This window comes from Actinocrinis puniceicyclus (assembly GCF_018283645.1).
Lineage (GTDB): Bacteria > Actinomycetota > Actinomycetes > Streptomycetales > Catenulisporaceae > Actinocrinis > Actinocrinis puniceicyclus.
Genome location: NZ_JAGSXH010000028.1, coordinates 25,778 through 41,093, shown reverse-complemented (window position 1 = coordinate 41,093; position 15,316 = coordinate 25,778). Strand labels below are relative to the sequence as shown.

17 protein-coding genes are annotated in these 15,316 nt (G+C 70.0%); 7 read left to right on the top strand and 10 right to left on the bottom strand.

Annotation, left to right across the window (positions count from 1 at the left end; translation table 11 throughout):
• Both KGA66_RS10730 and KGA66_RS10725 read right to left on the bottom strand, forming a co-directional pair.
• On the bottom strand, positions 1–228 hold the full coding sequence (locus KGA66_RS10730; RefSeq protein ID WP_211467304.1) for a hypothetical protein: 228 nt from the start codon (positions 226–228) through the stop codon (positions 1–3).
• A 7-nt stretch (positions 229–235) separates the two neighbouring features.
• Positions 236–544, bottom strand: a complete 309-nt coding sequence (locus KGA66_RS10725; RefSeq protein ID WP_211467302.1) for a hypothetical protein — start codon at positions 542–544, stop codon at positions 236–238.
• Between the two features lie 74 nt (positions 545–618).
• Between KGA66_RS10725 and KGA66_RS10720 the strand changes: the two genes are divergently transcribed.
• The 3 genes from KGA66_RS10720 (at position 619) to KGA66_RS10710 (ending at position 3,142) form a co-directional block, all read left to right on the top strand.
• Positions 619–1,752, top strand: a complete 1,134-nt coding sequence (locus tag KGA66_RS10720; RefSeq protein WP_211467300.1) for a helix-turn-helix domain-containing protein — start codon at positions 619–621, stop codon at positions 1,750–1,752.
• Positions 1,753–1,999: 247 nt separating this feature from the next.
• The gene (locus tag KGA66_RS10715; protein WP_211467298.1) at positions 2,000–2,242 is read left to right on the top strand and encodes a ricin-type beta-trefoil lectin domain protein; all 243 of its coding nucleotides are present in this window, start codon (positions 2,000–2,002) and stop codon (positions 2,240–2,242) included.
• A 285-nt stretch (positions 2,243–2,527) separates the two neighbouring features.
• Positions 2,528–3,142 (top strand): antibiotic biosynthesis monooxygenase, encoded by a 615-nt coding sequence (locus KGA66_RS10710; protein ID WP_211467296.1) that lies wholly within the window; start codon positions 2,528–2,530, stop codon positions 3,140–3,142.
• Positions 3,143–3,283: 141 nt separating this feature from the next.
• On the opposite strand, the gene KGA66_RS10705 is transcribed toward KGA66_RS10710, so the two are convergent.
• From KGA66_RS10705 to KGA66_RS10695, 3 genes are all read right to left on the bottom strand, one after another.
• Positions 3,284–5,182: an ABC transporter ATP-binding protein gene (locus tag KGA66_RS10705; RefSeq protein WP_211467337.1), complete on the bottom strand. Its 1,899-nt coding sequence runs from the start codon at positions 5,180–5,182 to the stop codon at positions 3,284–3,286.
• Between the two features lie 140 nt (positions 5,183–5,322).
• On the bottom strand, positions 5,323–7,062 hold the full coding sequence (locus KGA66_RS10700) for an ABC transporter ATP-binding protein (protein WP_211467294.1): 1,740 nt from the start codon (positions 7,060–7,062) through the stop codon (positions 5,323–5,325).
• A 26-nt stretch (positions 7,063–7,088) separates the two neighbouring features.
• Complete coding sequence (locus KGA66_RS10695) at positions 7,089–7,808, bottom strand: acyl-CoA-like ligand-binding transcription factor (protein ID WP_211467292.1); 720 nt, start codon at positions 7,806–7,808, stop codon at positions 7,089–7,091.
• A gap of 365 nt (positions 7,809–8,173) precedes the next feature.
• Here KGA66_RS10695 and KGA66_RS10690 point away from each other — a divergent pair, with 365 nt between their 5' ends.
• Positions 8,174–9,067: a phytanoyl-CoA dioxygenase family protein gene (locus KGA66_RS10690; protein WP_211467290.1), complete on the top strand. Its 894-nt coding sequence runs from the start codon at positions 8,174–8,176 to the stop codon at positions 9,065–9,067.
• A 172-nt stretch (positions 9,068–9,239) separates the two neighbouring features.
• The gene (locus tag KGA66_RS10685; RefSeq protein ID WP_211467288.1) at positions 9,240–9,584 is read left to right on the top strand and encodes a VOC family protein; all 345 of its coding nucleotides are present in this window, start codon (positions 9,240–9,242) and stop codon (positions 9,582–9,584) included.
• 41 nt (positions 9,585–9,625) lie between these two features.
• On the opposite strand, the gene KGA66_RS10680 is transcribed toward KGA66_RS10685, so the two are convergent.
• From KGA66_RS10680 to KGA66_RS10660, 5 genes are all read right to left on the bottom strand, one after another.
• The gene (locus KGA66_RS10680) at positions 9,626–10,060 is read right to left on the bottom strand and encodes an NUDIX hydrolase (protein ID WP_211467286.1); all 435 of its coding nucleotides are present in this window, start codon (positions 10,058–10,060) and stop codon (positions 9,626–9,628) included.
• 191 nt (positions 10,061–10,251) lie between these two features.
• Positions 10,252–10,821, bottom strand: a complete 570-nt coding sequence (locus tag KGA66_RS10675) for a phosphatase PAP2 family protein (protein ID WP_211467283.1) — start codon at positions 10,819–10,821, stop codon at positions 10,252–10,254.
• Positions 10,821–11,498: a DedA family protein gene (locus KGA66_RS10670; RefSeq protein ID WP_211467281.1), complete on the bottom strand. Its 678-nt coding sequence runs from the start codon at positions 11,496–11,498 to the stop codon at positions 10,821–10,823. The genes KGA66_RS10675 and KGA66_RS10670 overlap by 1 nt, the downstream gene beginning before the upstream one ends.
• A 258-nt stretch (positions 11,499–11,756) precedes the next feature.
• Positions 11,757–12,701, bottom strand: a complete 945-nt coding sequence (locus tag KGA66_RS10665) for a M56 family metallopeptidase (protein ID WP_211467279.1) — start codon at positions 12,699–12,701, stop codon at positions 11,757–11,759.
• Positions 12,698–13,111: a BlaI/MecI/CopY family transcriptional regulator gene (locus KGA66_RS10660; RefSeq protein WP_211467277.1), complete on the bottom strand. Its 414-nt coding sequence runs from the start codon at positions 13,109–13,111 to the stop codon at positions 12,698–12,700. The genes KGA66_RS10665 and KGA66_RS10660 overlap by 4 nt, the downstream gene beginning before the upstream one ends.
• A 471-nt stretch (positions 13,112–13,582) precedes the next feature.
• On the opposite strand from KGA66_RS10660, the gene KGA66_RS10655 reads away from it, so the two are divergent.
• Both KGA66_RS10655 and KGA66_RS10650 read left to right on the top strand, forming a co-directional pair.
• Positions 13,583–14,182 carry an RNA polymerase sigma factor gene (locus tag KGA66_RS10655; RefSeq protein WP_312886850.1) on the top strand — a complete coding sequence of 200 codons (600 nt, stop codon included), beginning with the start codon at positions 13,583–13,585 and terminating at the stop codon, positions 14,180–14,182.
• Entirely contained in the window at positions 14,179–15,054 is an 876-nt protein-coding gene (locus KGA66_RS10650) for a hypothetical protein (RefSeq protein ID WP_211467273.1), read from the top strand. The genes KGA66_RS10655 and KGA66_RS10650 overlap by 4 nt, the downstream gene beginning before the upstream one ends.
• The last annotated feature ends 262 nt before the right edge of the window (positions 15,055–15,316 follow it).

Below are 15,316 nucleotides of genomic sequence, written 5' to 3'. Positions count from 1 at the left end.
TCAGCCGAACACGCATCCCTCGTCGCCCTCCTCGATCGGGACCAACCGGCGCACCCACACCCTCCGCACACCCGAACACCGGTACCGCTCACACCGGCACTCGACCAGGCGCAACTCCCACACCGGCACCAGCGCCCGCGCTTCGTCCGTCTGCCGCGCCGACCCGAGCAACAGCCCGCCGCCAGCAAGCAGCCCCAGACACGACGCGCCCACCGACGCCGGCGACATCACCGGTTCAGCCAGCATCCGAACCCGCCAGATACACCGCCCACGCCCGGTCATAATCAGCAGCCTGGCTGACTGCCATCGGATCACGAGACGGGATCGGAGACACACCACCGCTGGTCGCGATCACTTCCGTGATCTCCCAGAACCGCGCCCCCCGCATCCGCCGCGCCTTGATCTCCGCATGAGCCGCGTCATCGCGCGTGAACCCCCACACCCGCAACCGCACCTTCGTGAGACGCTGCGCGCGCGCAGCAGCCGCCGGCAGCGCGGAAGCGCTCAGGTCACTAGCTGTACTCTGAACGATGCTGTTCGTCACAGTTCAAGTACAGACGCGCGGCTTCGTCAATGGGAGTGGCCGATAGGTGGCCAATCAGAAGGCATACTCAGAAGGTGACGATCGGGGACCGTATCCGAGAGCTCAGGCTAGAGCGTGGATTAAGCCAGGCCGAGCTAGCCGCCGAACTGTGCCGTCTGTCCGGTCGCGATACTGTCACTCGTGAGACTGTCAGCCGGTGGGAGTCCGGCAAGCGCGAACCGCGCCCGTACTCCATTCGCCACCTTTCGGCAGCACTACGTGTCAGCCCGGACGAGCTTCAAGACCCGATGAGCGATCCGTTACGACTTGCGCATGAGTGGTTGGTCTCCGAGCCACCGCAAGTGATCGAGGTCCACGCTGGTCGTCATGTTGGTACTGGGCTCGCTGACCAGCTCGAACGCCGCGTAATCGAGCTTCGGCACCTGGACGACCAGCTAGCCGGGAAAAACCTTGCGCCGGTCGTCACGAGAGAACTACGCGAAACCGGCGCGCTGATCAGAAACGCTTCGTACACCGACACTGTTGGGCGACGCATGCTTACTGCATACGGCGAGTTGGCCCAGCTCGCAGGTTGGGTCGCCTCAGACGCCGGGCTGTACGCGCAGGCGCAGCGCTCCTACCTCTCCGGTGTCAATGCTGCCGATCAGGCAGGAAACCGAGGGTTGGCGGGCAACCTTCTATCCTCGCTGAGCTATCAAATGGCGAACGTCGCCAAGCCGTCGGGTGCCCTGTTGCTCGCCAGGTCAGCCGAGCGAGGCGCGCACGACTCACCGCCCGCCGTTCGAGCACTCCTTCTCGAACGCGTGGCCTGGGCCGCCGCCCGCAGCGGCGAACGGGAACTCGCAGCGCGCACGCTCGACAAGGTCGATGACACATACGAGTCACGCACACCGGGAGACGACGAACCCGAATGGGTGTACTGGCTTACCCGTGACGAGGTAGACACGATGCGGGCACGTTGCGCCGTCGAACTCGGCGACCCGACCACGGCCGAGACGCTGTTGGTGCCAGTGCTATCTCGCTATCCAGAGCAGAGCGAGAGGGAATCAGCCCTTTACTGGTCATGGCTCGCGGAAGCGTATGCGCAAGTGGGCGAAATCGATCAAGCGCGCGCAAGCATGGAGGTCGTAGGAGGATTCGCAGAATCAGTCCGCTCTCAGCGAGTGGAGGACCGGATTGCCGCAATCGAAGGTCTGCTTCCCGCCTGACGGAATCTCGGGACGATGACTGCGCCAGCTGCCGCACTCGGAGATGTGTAGCGGCGCAGGCGTACTTGTCGGCCGCCGGTAGGTGGGTGGTCGGTGGGTCGGTCGGTGCATCTCCTCAGCGGCCCCGCAGGGTGCCGGACAACGGGCGGCCCTGACAAGACGGGACCGCGTGTCCTGACAGGGCCGCCCGCCGCACGGCAAGTCGCAGACTGCCGCTGAGGAGATACCCCCGACCTCAGCCCCGCTCATGGGCGCGGCCCATCGCCCCATCACCTACGCCACCAGCCCGGACGCCGGGCGAACAGCAAAACCCTTAGAACTACATCCGACCAGGCATTGCGCGCAGGTCTGGGTGCACCAGTCCAACGGCGAGTATCTGAATCCGCAGTCCGGCAGGTGCCTCGACGACACCGGCTGGGGCGGTTCCGGCACGCAGGTGCAGATCTGGGACTGCGCGGGCGGCGCGAACCAGCAGTGGAGCCTGCCGTGATCGGTGCGGAGCCCGTGGCCTGCCGCGCCGCACGGTGAACACCTCGGGTGCCGCGCGGCCGATCGATCTCGACTCGGCCGCGCGGCACCCGAGCACACGTCGCGGGCGTCCGGCGCGGCGGGTCACGTGACTGAAAGTGTCCGCGGCGCCACCTGAACAGCCTATTGTCGCCCATTATGGCGTTGACAAGACTGCGTCCTGTCCATCCGCCGTGCATTCACGGGGTCTCGGCGGGGTCTCGTCGGCGCTCTGCCGGCAGAGCGCCGCACATCATCAGGAGGCGCCATGTTCGTGCGAACTGTTTACGCGGTGGGCGATCCGCAGAAGCTGGACGCGGCAATCGAAGCGCTCCGCAGTGAGGGTCGCGCCATGCTGTCCGAGCAGCCCGGATACCGGGGCATGGGACTGTTCGCGGACCGGGAGCAGGGCAAGCTCTCGATCGGCACGTGGTGGGAGAGCGAGAAGGCCAGGCAGGACAGCGACGAGGCGCTGCGCACCCGGCGCGCGCAGTTGCTGCGCCCGTTCGCCACGACGATGACGATCGACGACTGGGAGGTGATCGCCGCACAGCGGCCCGGACGGCTCTCTGCCGGCGCCTGCATGCGCCTGACCCGCCTGGAGTTCGACCCGATGGACGCGGACCTGGGCGCCGAGACCATGCGCGGGTTGGTCATGGAGCGGTTGAAGGCGATGCCGGGAGTCGTCGGCATCGCGATGTTCATGAACCGCGCGAAGGGCCGCTCCACGGTGGCCGTGCTCTACCAGGATCGGGAGGCTCTGGGCCGGTCGCGCGGCTCCGCCGCGCTCCTGCGCGACGACGCCGTGGGCAAGGCGCACTCGACCGTGCGCAGCGTCGAGGAGTTCGAGGTGGTCATGACGGAATCGGTCGGCGAAGGCTGACCCGGCTGCGGCGGCCGGCCCGGCTGCCGTGTCACGGACGCGCCCGGCCGTGGCCTGCCCGAGTGCGGGCAGGCCACGGCCGGTTGTACGCCGAGCCGGGTCCGGTCGAGCCGGCCGGGCCGGGTCGCGTCGGACAGATACTCAGTCCACCTCGGCCACGGCCTGCGCGAACTGCGCCGCGTACAGCCGTGCGTACGCGCCGTCCGCCGCCAGCAGTTCCTCATGTGTGCCGTGCTCGACGATGCTGCCCGCCTCCATCACCAGGATCAGGTCGGCGTCGCGGATGGTGGAGAGCCGGTGCGCGATGACGAAGCTCGTGCGGCCCGCGCGCAGCTTGTTCATCGCCCGCTGGATCAGCACCTCGGTGCGGGTGTCCACCGAGCTGGTCGCCTCGTCCAGGATCAGGATCGCCGGCTCCGCGAGGAACGCCCGCGCGATCGTGATCAGCTGCTTCTCGCCGGCGCTGACGTTCCCGCCCTCGTCGTCGAGCACGGTCTCGTAGCCGTCCGGCAGGGTCCTGACGAAACGGTCCACGTGCGTGGCCCTCGCCGCCTCGACGATCCGGTCCATCGAGGCGCCCTGCGCGCCATACGCGATGTTCTCGGCGATCGTGCCGCCGAACAGCCACGCGTCCTGGAGCACCATGCCGGTCTTCGAACGCAGATCCTCCCGCGAGACGTCCGCGATGTCGATGCCGTCCAGCGTGATCCGCCCGCCGGTCACCTCGTAGAAGCGCATCAGCAGGTTGACGAGCGTGGTCTTGCCCGCGCCGGTCGGGCCGACGATCGCCACCGTGTGGCCCGGCTCCACGCTCAGCGACAGGTCCTCGATCAGCGGCTCGTCCGGCTGGTAGCGGAAGGAGACGTGCTCGAAGCGCACCCTGCCCTCCACCTGCACCGGCAGGTGCACCGCGGTCGGCTCCGGGCTCTGCTCCTGCGCGTCGAGCAGGGCGAAGATCCGCTCCGCCGACGCGACCCCCGACTGCATCAGGTTCGCCATGCTGGCCACCTGCGTCAGCGGCTGGGTGAACTGCCGCGAGTACTGGATGAACGCCTGCACGTCGCCGATGGACAGCGCCCCGGACGCCACGCGCAGCGCGCCGACCACCGCGACGAGCACGTAGTTGACGTTCCCGATGAAGAACATCGCCGGCTGGATCAGGCCCGAGACGAACTGCGCGCGGTAGCTGGACTGGAACAGTTCCTCGTTGTGCTCGTCGAACCGCTGCTGCGCCTCCTCGCCCCGCCCGAAGACCTTCACCAGCGCGTGCCCGGTGTACATCTCCTCGATGTGGCCGTTGAGCTTGCCGGTCGTCGCCCACTGCTTGATGAACTGCGGCTGCGCCCGCTTGCCGAGCCGGGCCGCGACGGTGACCGAGATCGGCACCGTCACCAGCGCGATCACCGCCAGCAGCGGGGAGATCCAGAGCATCATGCCCAGCACGCCGACGATGGTCAGCAGCGAGATGATCACCTGGCTGAGGGTCTGCTGCATGCTCTGCGCGATGTTGTCGATGTCGTTGGTGACCCGGCTGAGCACCTCGCCGCGCGGCTGCTGGTCGAAGTAGCTCAGCGGCAGCCGGGCCAGCTTGGCCTCGGACCGCTCGCGCAGCCGGTAGATCGCGCGCTGCACGATCGTCGTGGTCAGCCGGCCCTGAAGCCACATCAGCAGCGAGGCGCCGACATAGATCAGCGCGACCCCGCCGAGCACCTGCCCGACGTGCGTGAAGTCGATGCCCTTGCCGGGCGTCAGGTGCATGGAACCGATCAGTTCCGCCAGGTTGTTCTGGCCCTGGGCCCGCAGCCGGGCGACCATCTGGGCCTGGGTGACCCCGGGCGGGATCTGCTTGCCGACGACCCCGGCGAAGATCAGGTCGGTGGCGCGGCCCAGCACCCGCGGCCCGAGCACGCTCAGGCCGACCGAACCGATGCCGAGCAGGACGGCGACCACGATCAGCGCCCGTTCCGGCCGCATGGTGCGCAGCAGCCGCAGTCCGGAGTTCTTGAAATCCAGGGACTTCTCGGTGGACCTGCCGCCCATGAACGCCGCGGGCCCGCCACGGAATCCGCCCGGCGCCGGCCCGGGTCCGCGCTTGGGCACGGCGCGCTCGACCGCGCCGCCGCCCGGGGCCTTGCCGTTCGCGGCCGCCGATGCGGCGGCCCCGTTCCCCGTCTGCTGGCTCACGCCGCCGCCTCCTGCTCGGTGAGCTGGGAGAGCACGATCTCCCGGTAGGTTCCGTCCACGTCCTGCATCAACTCGCGGTGCGTGCCGACGCCGACGACGCGGCCCTCGTCGAGCACGATGATCCGGTCCGCGTGCCGGATGGTGTTGACCCGCTGCGCCACGATCACGACCGTCGCGTGCGCGGTCTCGTGTGCCAGCGCGGAGCGCAGTGCCGCGTCGGTCGCGTAGTCGAGAGCTGAGAAAGAGTCGTCGAAGAGGTAGATGTCCGGGCGGCGCACCAGCGCGCGGGCGATCGCCAGGCGCTGGCGCTGGCCGCCGGAGACGTTCGTACCGCCCTGCGAGATCGGTGCGTTCAGGCCCTCCGGCATCGCCTCCACGAAGTCCCGGGCCTGCGCCACCTCCAGCGCGTACCAGAGCTCTTCGTCGGTGGCGTCCGGCTTGCCGTAGCGCAGGTTCGAGGCCACGGTGCCGGAGAACAGATAAGGCTTCTGCGGAACCAGGGCCACCGCCTCGGACAGCGCGGCCGGGTCGAGTTCGCGCACGTCGATCCCGTCGACGCGCACCACGCCGGCGGTCGCGTCGGACAGTCGCGGGATCAGGTTCAGCAGCGTGGTCTTGCCGCTTCCGGTGCCGCCGATCACCGCGGTGACCTCACCGGGCCGGGCGACCAGGTCGATGCCCTTGAGCACCGGCTCCTCGGCTCCGGGGTAGTGGAACTCGACGCCGCGCAGTTCCAGGTGCCCGCGCCGGTCGCCGATCGCCGTCGGGGACGCGCTGAGCACGACGCTGCTGTCGGTGTCCAGCACCTCGTTGATCCGTTCCGCGGAGACCTCGGCGCGCGGCACCATCATGAACATGAAGGTCGCCATCATCACCGACATCAGGATCTGCATCAGGTAACTGAGAAACGCGGTGAGGGCGCCGATCTGCATGCCGCCGCCGGCGATCCGGTGCCCGCCGAACCACATCACGGCCACGCTGGAGAGGTTCATCACCAGCATCACGGTCGGGAACATCATCGACATCAGCCGGCCGACGCCGAGGGAGACCTCGCGCAGCCCGGTGTTGGCCTCGTCGAAGCGGCTGCGCTCGGCGCCGTCGCGCACGAAGGCGCGTACCACGCGGATGCCGCTGATCTGCTCGCGCAGGATGCGGTTGACGCTGTCGATCCGGGTCTGCATGGACCGGAACAGCGGGCGCATCCGGGAGATGATCAGCGAGACCGCGACCGCCAGCACCGGGACGACCACCAGCAGCAGCGAGGAGAGCGGCACGTCCTGGTTCAGCGCCATGATGATCCCGCCGACGCACATGATCGGTGCGGCGACCATCAGCGTGAAGGACATCAGCGTGAGCATCTGGACCTGCTGCACGTCGTTGGTGGTCCGGGTGATCAGCGAGGGGGCGCCGAAGCGGCCCACCTCGCGGCTGGAGAACACCTGCACCCTGGTGAACACCGCGGCGCGCAGGTCGCGGCCGACGGCCATCGCGGTGCGGGCGCTGAAGTACACCGCGCCGATCGAGCAGCAGATCTGGCCGAGCGCGATGGCCAGCATCAGTGCCCCGACGCGCATGATGTAGCCCGTGTCGCCCTTGACCACGCCGTTGTCGATCAGGTCGGCGTTCAGGGTGGGCAGGTACAGGGTCGCGATCGTCGACGCGAGCTGGAGCACGACGATCAGCGCCAGCGGTCTGGGATAGGGGCGCAGGAAGGCGCGCAAAGTCTTGATCAGCACTCGGGCACTCTCGGTTCGGGGTCGGGTCAGGCTGCTCGATCAGACATGGTGACCGGCCGGGCTGACGCGCCGCTGACAGGGCTGACAGTGGTCGGCGCGGGCTCTGACACGGGCTCGGGCACGCGCTGCGGATCAGTAGCCTGTGCTGAGGCCGACAACTCGCGCAACTGGTTTAAGGCGTCGCACAGCAGCACGTGGTACGGCGGCGGGTCCGCGGCGCCGAGCCACTGCTGCATCGCGACGCGCAACGCCCCGAAGACCGCCGTCGCGGCGACGCGCGGCAGCATTTCGTCAGGGCGGGTGCCGGTGCGCTGCGCGATGGCCTCGATCAGCGGCGCCTCGGTGTCGGCCACGGTGCGCAGGAACTCCGCGAGCAGTGTGGGCGCACCGTGGATCATGCGCAGCTCGGCGCGGTCCGGCTCGCGCGGATCGACCCGCACGGCGTTGATGATCGCGTCGATCAGCGGTTCCTGCGGCGGCCTGGCCCGCACCGCGCCCGCGAACAGCTTCATCTGCGCGACGCGGGCGGCGCAGATCGCCGCCTCCCGGCTCGGGAAGTAGTTGTTGAAGGTGCGCGGGGAGACGCCGGCGGCCTCGGCGATGTCCTCCACGCGCAGGTTCTCGAATCCGCGCGCGACGGCCAGTTTGACCGCGGCTTCGCTCAACGCCTCGCGGGTCGCGCGCTTCTTGCGCTCGCGCAGCCCGGCGCAGCCGGGGTGATCCGTTTCCCCGCCGTTGCTCTGCATGGCGCCGACCGTAGCGGGAACTTGCGCGCCACGCAATAATGCATGCCGCGCAAACCGGCTGCCACACGGGCTTTCCAAGCAGGCTGATACGTGGTGGCGCCTCGGCGCGAGTGCCGCCCGCCGCCTGACTTTGACCGGCAATCCGCCTGCTCAGACAGACTCCGGCGGGTCCGGGCGGGCCCTCGGCCGAGCAGGGATGATCATCGCGAACATTTTCGTGTCCGTTGCGCCGAGTCCTCGCGCCCGGCCTGGAGCGTCCTTACAGTTGCCGGCTCTCGCTTCGCCCGGGGCGGGTGAGCAGATCAGCCGGTCGGCGTCTCCGTGTGGGGGCAGCGGCGAAACGGCGGGAAGCAACGGAGGGGGCCATGGCGGCCGAGAACCAGGCGGCGGTGACGCCGATGTGCAAGGAACTGCGCGAGCAGTTCGAACGGGATGGCTATCTCGTGATCAGGGGGGCGCTCAACGAGTCCGAGGTCCATCACTACGAGCAGGCTCTGGACCGCGTGTACGCGGAGCAGGCGCGGGCCGGGCGGCTCTCGCCGGAAGGCTCGATGCACAAGCTGAGCGCGGTCGCCTCCTGCCCCGAGACGGTCGGCCTGATCGACCACCCGAACACCTTCCCGCTGGTCTGGTCGGTCCTCGGCTGGAACGTGCACATCTACCACTCGCATCTGGACGTGCACCCGCCGATCCGGGTCGAGAAGCCGTACCGCTTCGAGTGGCACCAGGACGGCGGCCGGCAGAACCGCGAGTTGGAGAGCGACCCGCGCCCGCGGCTTTCGGTCAAGATCGCCTACTGGCTTTCGGACGTCTCCGAAACCGGGCGCGGTAACTTCAAGGTGGTGCCCGGCAGCCACGTGCGCAACTGGATCGACGGTCCGCCGCGCCGCGACGTGCGCTGGCCGGAGCCGGAAGGCGCGGTCGAGGTGTGCGCCGCGCCGGGTGACGCGGTGTTCTTCGATCGCCGTCTCTGGCACACCCGCACCGACAACTACTCGGACATCACCCGCAAGGGCATCTTCTTCGCCTACTCACACCGCTGGTCCTACGGCCGGGACGAGAACGACGAGTTGCTCGATTCCGCGGCTTGCGCGCGGTTCAACCCGGTGCAGCGCCAACTACTCGGCGCGCGGCTGGCCAGCGCGGGCCAGGTGCCCGGCGACCACCAGTGGGGTCACTACCCGCAGACCACGCCGCTGCACGTCTTCCTCAAGGCCAACGACCTGCTCGACCCCGCGTACCCACCGCTCAAGCCCTGACGGCTGACCACGCCCCAGGGCGGCGACCCCGGACCGGCCCCACGCCCGCCCGGGGTCGCGCCGCGCCCGGGCGGACGCCCGGCGCCGATCGGTCAGGTTTCGAGAAGCGGTCCGGAACCCGGCGGCGTTACGTTGAGAACGCCCGACAAGCCGCCTGCCTGAGGAGACCGCAGTGAGTAAGGGTATCCAGACGATCATCTACCCGGCCGAGGACATGGAGAAGGCGAAGGAACTCTTCAGCACGCTGCTGGGTGCCGATCCCATCGCCGACGCGCCCTACTATGTCGGCTTCAAGGTCGCCGGCCAGGACATCGGCCTCGTGCCGAAGAACAGCGTCAAGGCCGCCGGACCGCTGCCGTACGTGCATGTCGACGACATCAAGGCGAGCCTGGCCGCGCTGCTGGAGTCCGGGGCCCGGACCGTGGACGAGGTCAGGGACGTCGGCGGCGGCAGGCTGGTCGCCTCGGTCCAGGACCCGGACGGCAACCCGATCGGGCTCGTGCAGGACGCGGGCTGATCCACCCGCCGAGGCCGTGAGGGCGTGTCTGCCGCTTGCGGTCAGTCGTACAGGCGGCCGAGCAGGGCGCCCTGGCCGGATTGGAGGATGTGGGCCGCTTCCAGCGGAATCCAGAAGCACTCGAAGTGCGTCGGCTCCTGCTGGCCGTCGTGCTCCTCCCGACTGGCCCACCGCTCGGGCGTCTCCTCGGCCGGTTCCAGGTGGAAGACGTGGCGGTGCTGGATCTCGAACCGGTACGGGCTGATGTCGTAGTCGGTTTCACCGAGCTTCTTCACGATCTTGAAGTCGTGCAGCCCGGTCTCCTCCCGTGCCTCCCGCAGGGCGGCGTCCCCGGGGGACTCGCCCGCCCGGATGCTGCCGGCGGGAACCTGGATGCCGACTTCCTCGTAGCTGTATTCCGTGTGCCGGAAGACCAGCAGGCGCCCGTCGCGCACGACGTAGACGAGCACCTTGTCCCTGACGACCTTTTCGGGCATGGCTGGACCGCTCCTGTCCGTCGATGGGCAAGCGATCCGGCTGGGCGCACAGCCCTGCCGTTCGCGGTGACACGGTGACACGGTGAATCTAAGGACACTAACTCAGTGTTACCGCTCAGACCACGCGGGACACCGGCGTCCCGTTGGGGCCTGTTTCGAGTTCGGATCATGAGCCGAACTCGAAACAGGTCCTAGTTCGTCTGCTCGCGGCGAGCGAGCCAGTGCACTGTCAGCGGGCTGAGCGTCCGCGCGACGAGCGCGGTCACGACCAGCCCGAGCAGCAGGCCGGCCAGCACGTCGTGCGGGTAGTGCTGGCCGAGGTAGACGCGCGAGAAACCCTCGATCAACGCGAGCGCCAGCCCGATCACGCCGAGCCGCCGGCTGAAGCAGAAAAGCGCCGCCACCAGGGCCCCGGCCAGCGCGGTGTGGTTGGAGGGGAACGAGTAGTCCGTCGGGCCGGGGCAGGCCACCACCGTGTACGCCTGCGGCAGACTCAGGCACGGGCGCCGCTCATGAATCAGAGCCTTGATCACCTCGTCGGCGCCGATCGCCACCGCGATGCCGACCGCCACCGCGCCCAGCCGCACCAGCGGGTTGTCCGTCCCGCCGCGGCCGCGCCACCAGGCGAACAACAGCATCAGAACCATGACACCGAGGCTGAGCGTCGTGTACAGGTCCATGGGGTTGTTGAGCCAACGGCTGTCCCTGGCCCACGTGGTGACGTCCAGGTACCAGCCGCCGTCGACTCCGGCGCCGCTCATCAGCAGTCCTCCGGCACGGTCGGGTCCGGCCCGGAACCGGACCGGCGCCGGCGCAGCAGTTCCAGCGCGAGCGGCAGCAGCGAGACCACCACGATCAGGGCGATGATCGGCAGCAGGTACTTGTCGATGCTCGGGACGCTGGAGCCGAGCCCGTACCCGGCCAGCGTCACTCCGAGCGACCACACCAGCCCGCCGGCCACCTGCCAGAACGTGAACACCCGGGTCGGCACCTCCAGCGCGCCGGCCAGCGGATTGAGCACGGTGCGCACCACCGGGATGAACCGGGCCAGCACGATCGCCTTGCCGTAGCCGTACCGTCCGAGGATGACCTCGGCCCGGACCATCCCCTCGCGCAGATGCCGGTTGCGGCTGCGCGCCAGCAGCGGCCGCCCGCCGCGCCGCCCGAGCCAGAACCCGCACTGCGCGCCGAGCAGCGCCCCCGCCGCCGCGGCCACGAGCACCGTCGGCAGCGAGAGGTGGACGACGTGGGTTCCCGAGGTGCACAGCAGCCCCGCGGTGAACAGCAGCGAGTCACCCGGCAGGAAGAAGCCGATCAGCAGGCCGGTCTCCGCGAACAGCGCCAGGAACACGCCGAAGGCGCCGAGGCTGGCCAGCCACGAGGTCGAGTCCAGCGGATTGAGCGCCACATGGGCGGCGAGCACGATCGAGTCGGACACGAACTCTTCCTCTTTCTCCACGCCGCCCCGAAGGGCAACACGCCGTCTGCATCGCCTTTGTCGCCGGGTTACCCGCGTCGAGGCCGTCCGGGCCGGCCGGGCCGTCTGCAGCGGCGAACAAGTAGAACTTCTACGAGATTGTAGATGAGCGCGGCGACAGGCGTTCGCCGAAGCGGCACCGGAGTGTCAGGGTCTCGTCGCAGGGTAATCGCCACGCGACGGCAAAAGGGCGAGCGCCGCGCGCGCATCCGCTCGGCGCTACCGCGGGTACCGCGCGGTCTCCAGCAGTTCGTGCATGTCACGCGCGGCTTCGACGGCCAGTACCCCCGCCGCCAGCGCGATCGCGACCACCGCGGCCTGCAGGATCCAGCGCCGCCGCGGAGGCGGGGCCAGCAGCGCGGCCACCCGGCGCGGCACCGGTCCCGGCCCGCCGTCCGGGCGCGGGAACACCGCGCCTAGCATGGCGGCCGACCACCTGCGCCGCCCGCCGTGCTTGGCGGCCACGGCCGCGCGTGCGATCGTCTCCGCGACCAGACGCCGGTCGCCCACCACGCGCGCCGCGCACTCGTCCGCCCAGCGTTCGACCGTGAACTCGACCGCCTCGGCGAGCGGCCGCAGCAGCGGGTTCGTCGCGGCGGCGAGGCGCGCGGCGCTGGTGAACGCGTAGTGCTGGCCGGACAGGTGGGCGCGTTCGTGCGCGAGCAGCGCCACCCGGCCGACATCGTCGAGCGAGTCGAGCATTCCCGTCGAAACTACGATCCGGCCCGGCCGCCCGGGCACCGTGTACGCGTCCGCCGCGGCGTCCGAGGTGACCACCACCTGTCCGCGTCCAGGCAGTCCGCGGGCGTGCCGGAACGCCTCGGCCAGCGCCCGGCCGCGCCGCAGCGCGAATCGCGCGGCCGCGGTGAGCGCCATGCCGAGCAGCAGACCGGTGACGATCGCCAGGACCGCGCTCGTCGTGTCGCCGCGGTCGATCACGGCCGGCGACCAGCGTCCGAGCGCCGCGACGAAGGGCACGCGCACGAGCGCGGCGAACGTGACGAGAGTGAGTGCCAACCCGCTGCACGCCGCCAACGCCACCGCGGCGCCGGTCAGCAGCCAGGTCCCCCAGCGCGGATCCGTCCGCGCCGCGATCGGGCGCGCGAGGAACATCGACGCCAGCGGGAAGAGCACCGTGAGGCAGACGACGAGCGGGAGGGTCACCGGGCATCGCCGCCCGGTCGGCCGCCCGCGGAGCCGAGCAGGCGCCGCAGCAGTTCCTCGTCGCTGTCGGAGAGGTCCGCGACGAAACGGGAGAGCACGGCCTCGCGGTCCGCGGAACCGTCCAGCAGCGCGGTCAGCCGGCGCGCCTCAAGCCCGGCCTCGTCGGCGAGCGGGGCGTAGTGGAAGGAACGCCCGACGCGCTTGCGCGCCAGCACCTTCTTCACGTGCAGCCGGGTCAGGATCGTCACCACGGTGCTGTACGACAGTTGCCGGGCCGTGGCGTCGCCGGACGCGGCGAGAAGTTCGCGCACCTGGCCGGGGCTCAGCGGCCGGCCGGCCTGCCACAGCACGTCCATGATCGCCGCTTCGAGGGCACCGCGCGCCCTGCGCGGCACATCGGACGAACCCACCGCCGACAGCATCCGCCGAACCTCCCTGCGCGGCACGCGCCGCCGTTCGCTTCAGTGTGCCACGTGCGGGCGGGCGCGGGCCCGATCCCTCAGCCGACCAGTCCCTCAGCCGATCAGCACGGCGGGCGCGACCGTTACGCCGGCTATCGTGGCCGTCCCGCGTCCGCGTCCGGCAGTACGCTGACACACGCGAACTCTGCCGCTGACAAACTCGCCGCGACCTCTCCCCCGCTGCGACCACTACGCGCAGCGCGATTCGGGACCGGGCGCAGTGGTGAGCGGCGCCGGGATTCCCCGCTAAGGTGGGGGCTCGGCCACGATTGCGGGTATTGTTCCGTCGCTGGGCCAGACGGTCTCGGCGAGACAGATCCGGCGTATGGTCTAGGGCACGCGGCGCTCCTGTGCAATGATCCGGGGGCAGGGAGAGGCATGCCGATTCAGTGTGCTCACGAGGGTGAGGAGCCGACGCAGGTGAGCGGCCGCGACCTGGACGAAAGCCTGAACGCCGCGCGCGCGGGCGACGAGTCCGGTATGGCAGAGCTTTGGCATCTTCTCAACCCTCCGGTGCTGCGGTATCTGAGGGTCGTCGTGGGGCAGGCCGCGGAGGACGTGGCCTCGGAAACCTGGCTACAGGCGGCGCGGGACATACGCTGTTTCCGCGGTGACGCGGCCGGTTTCCGGGTGTGGCTGTTCCGGGTGGCCCGCAACCGCGCACTGGAGGAGTTGCGTCGCAGCGGCCGCCGCCGAGAGGACCCGGCGGGCCTTTACGCGGCGCCGGAGCGCCCATCTCGCGACGATCCGGAGCGCGAGGCCGTGGAACGTCTGGCCACGCGATCGGCGCTGCGGCTCATCGCCGAGTTGCCCGCCAACCAGGCGGAAGCGGTGATGCTGCGTGTAGTCGTCGGTCTGGACGTGACGCAGACGGCGGAGGTCCTGGGCAAGCGCCCGGGTGCCATCCGGATCGCCGCGATGCGCGGACTGCGTAGGCTTGCCACAGTCATCGACGACGGGGGTGTGCTGGAAGCCGGGCACTCGAATGCGACGGCGACGATGGAGGAGGTGGCCGAGTGAACGAGCGGCGCAGCCGGAACCTCGACGCGGTGCTCGCCGCGGCCGCCGCGCCCGCGTACGCGGACGAGCGCAACGAGCAGGCGTTCGCGGCGGTTCTCACGGCGTTTCGCGAGGCGGGGACAGAGCTTGGGACAGCGGAACGGCGCGCAGAGGCGTTGATCCCGGCGCCGCGGACCTCCGCTGAGGAGCCCGCGCGGCGCGCCCGGCAACGCGCCCTGCAACGCGGCGGGTCGCATAGCCTGCGCCTCGCCGCGCAATACGCGGCGGTGCTCGGTATCTTCGTCGGCGCGGGCACCGCGGCAGCGAGCGCGGGAATCCTGCCGTCACCCATGCAGTCGTTCGCGCACCAGATCCTCGGCGGGCTCGGCGTGCCCGGGCCGTCGCCCGAAAGCTCTCCGAGCGGCGGCAGCACGGCCTCCGCGTCGCCGGATCCGAGCGCGACCGCGGGTGGCCCCCAGGCCGGCTCGACCTCCGGTACCGAACCGGGTGAGCAGACGGCCGGCACGCCCGCGCCGTCCGGTCCGGCAACCCAGACCGCTCTCCAGAGCCTTTGCGGGCAGGTCGTCAGCAGCGAAGGAAACTGGCGCAAGGTGCTGAGCGGGCAGGACAAAGCGCAGTTGATCGCGGCTGCGGGCAGCGAGAAAAAGGTCTACCAGTACTGCACCGATCTGCTGAATCTGTCCGGCGGCGCAGGGGCCACCCCGGCGACGACGCCGGCGGAGAAGACCGGCGGCCCCAGTCCCTCCACCGGTCCGAACCAGGAGAACGTGCCCACCCCACAGCCGAGCTCGACATCGACGCACGGCAAAGGCAAAGGGGGCGGCGGCAACGGCGATACGACCAGTGGCGCCATGCCCACCGCAGGGGTGTAACGCAGCGCAGGCATAGCGTCCCTGTTAGTGCGTGAGGCGATCGCAAAAGGTGTGCCCGAACACCCCTTAGCGTCGCTTTCGCAGGGCCTGCGGCGCCGTGACCCCTTCGCTGGCAAGTGCCGCAGGCCCGCCATCTTCCGCCGCCGCTCATCCGAGCGGCGGCGGCTTTGTGCGCACTCTGACCCGGCCCGCGCCGAGCCTCTCAAGGCCGCGCGTCCCACAGCACGCTCGGCTTGACAGCCGCGCGTCCCGCGAGCACCCT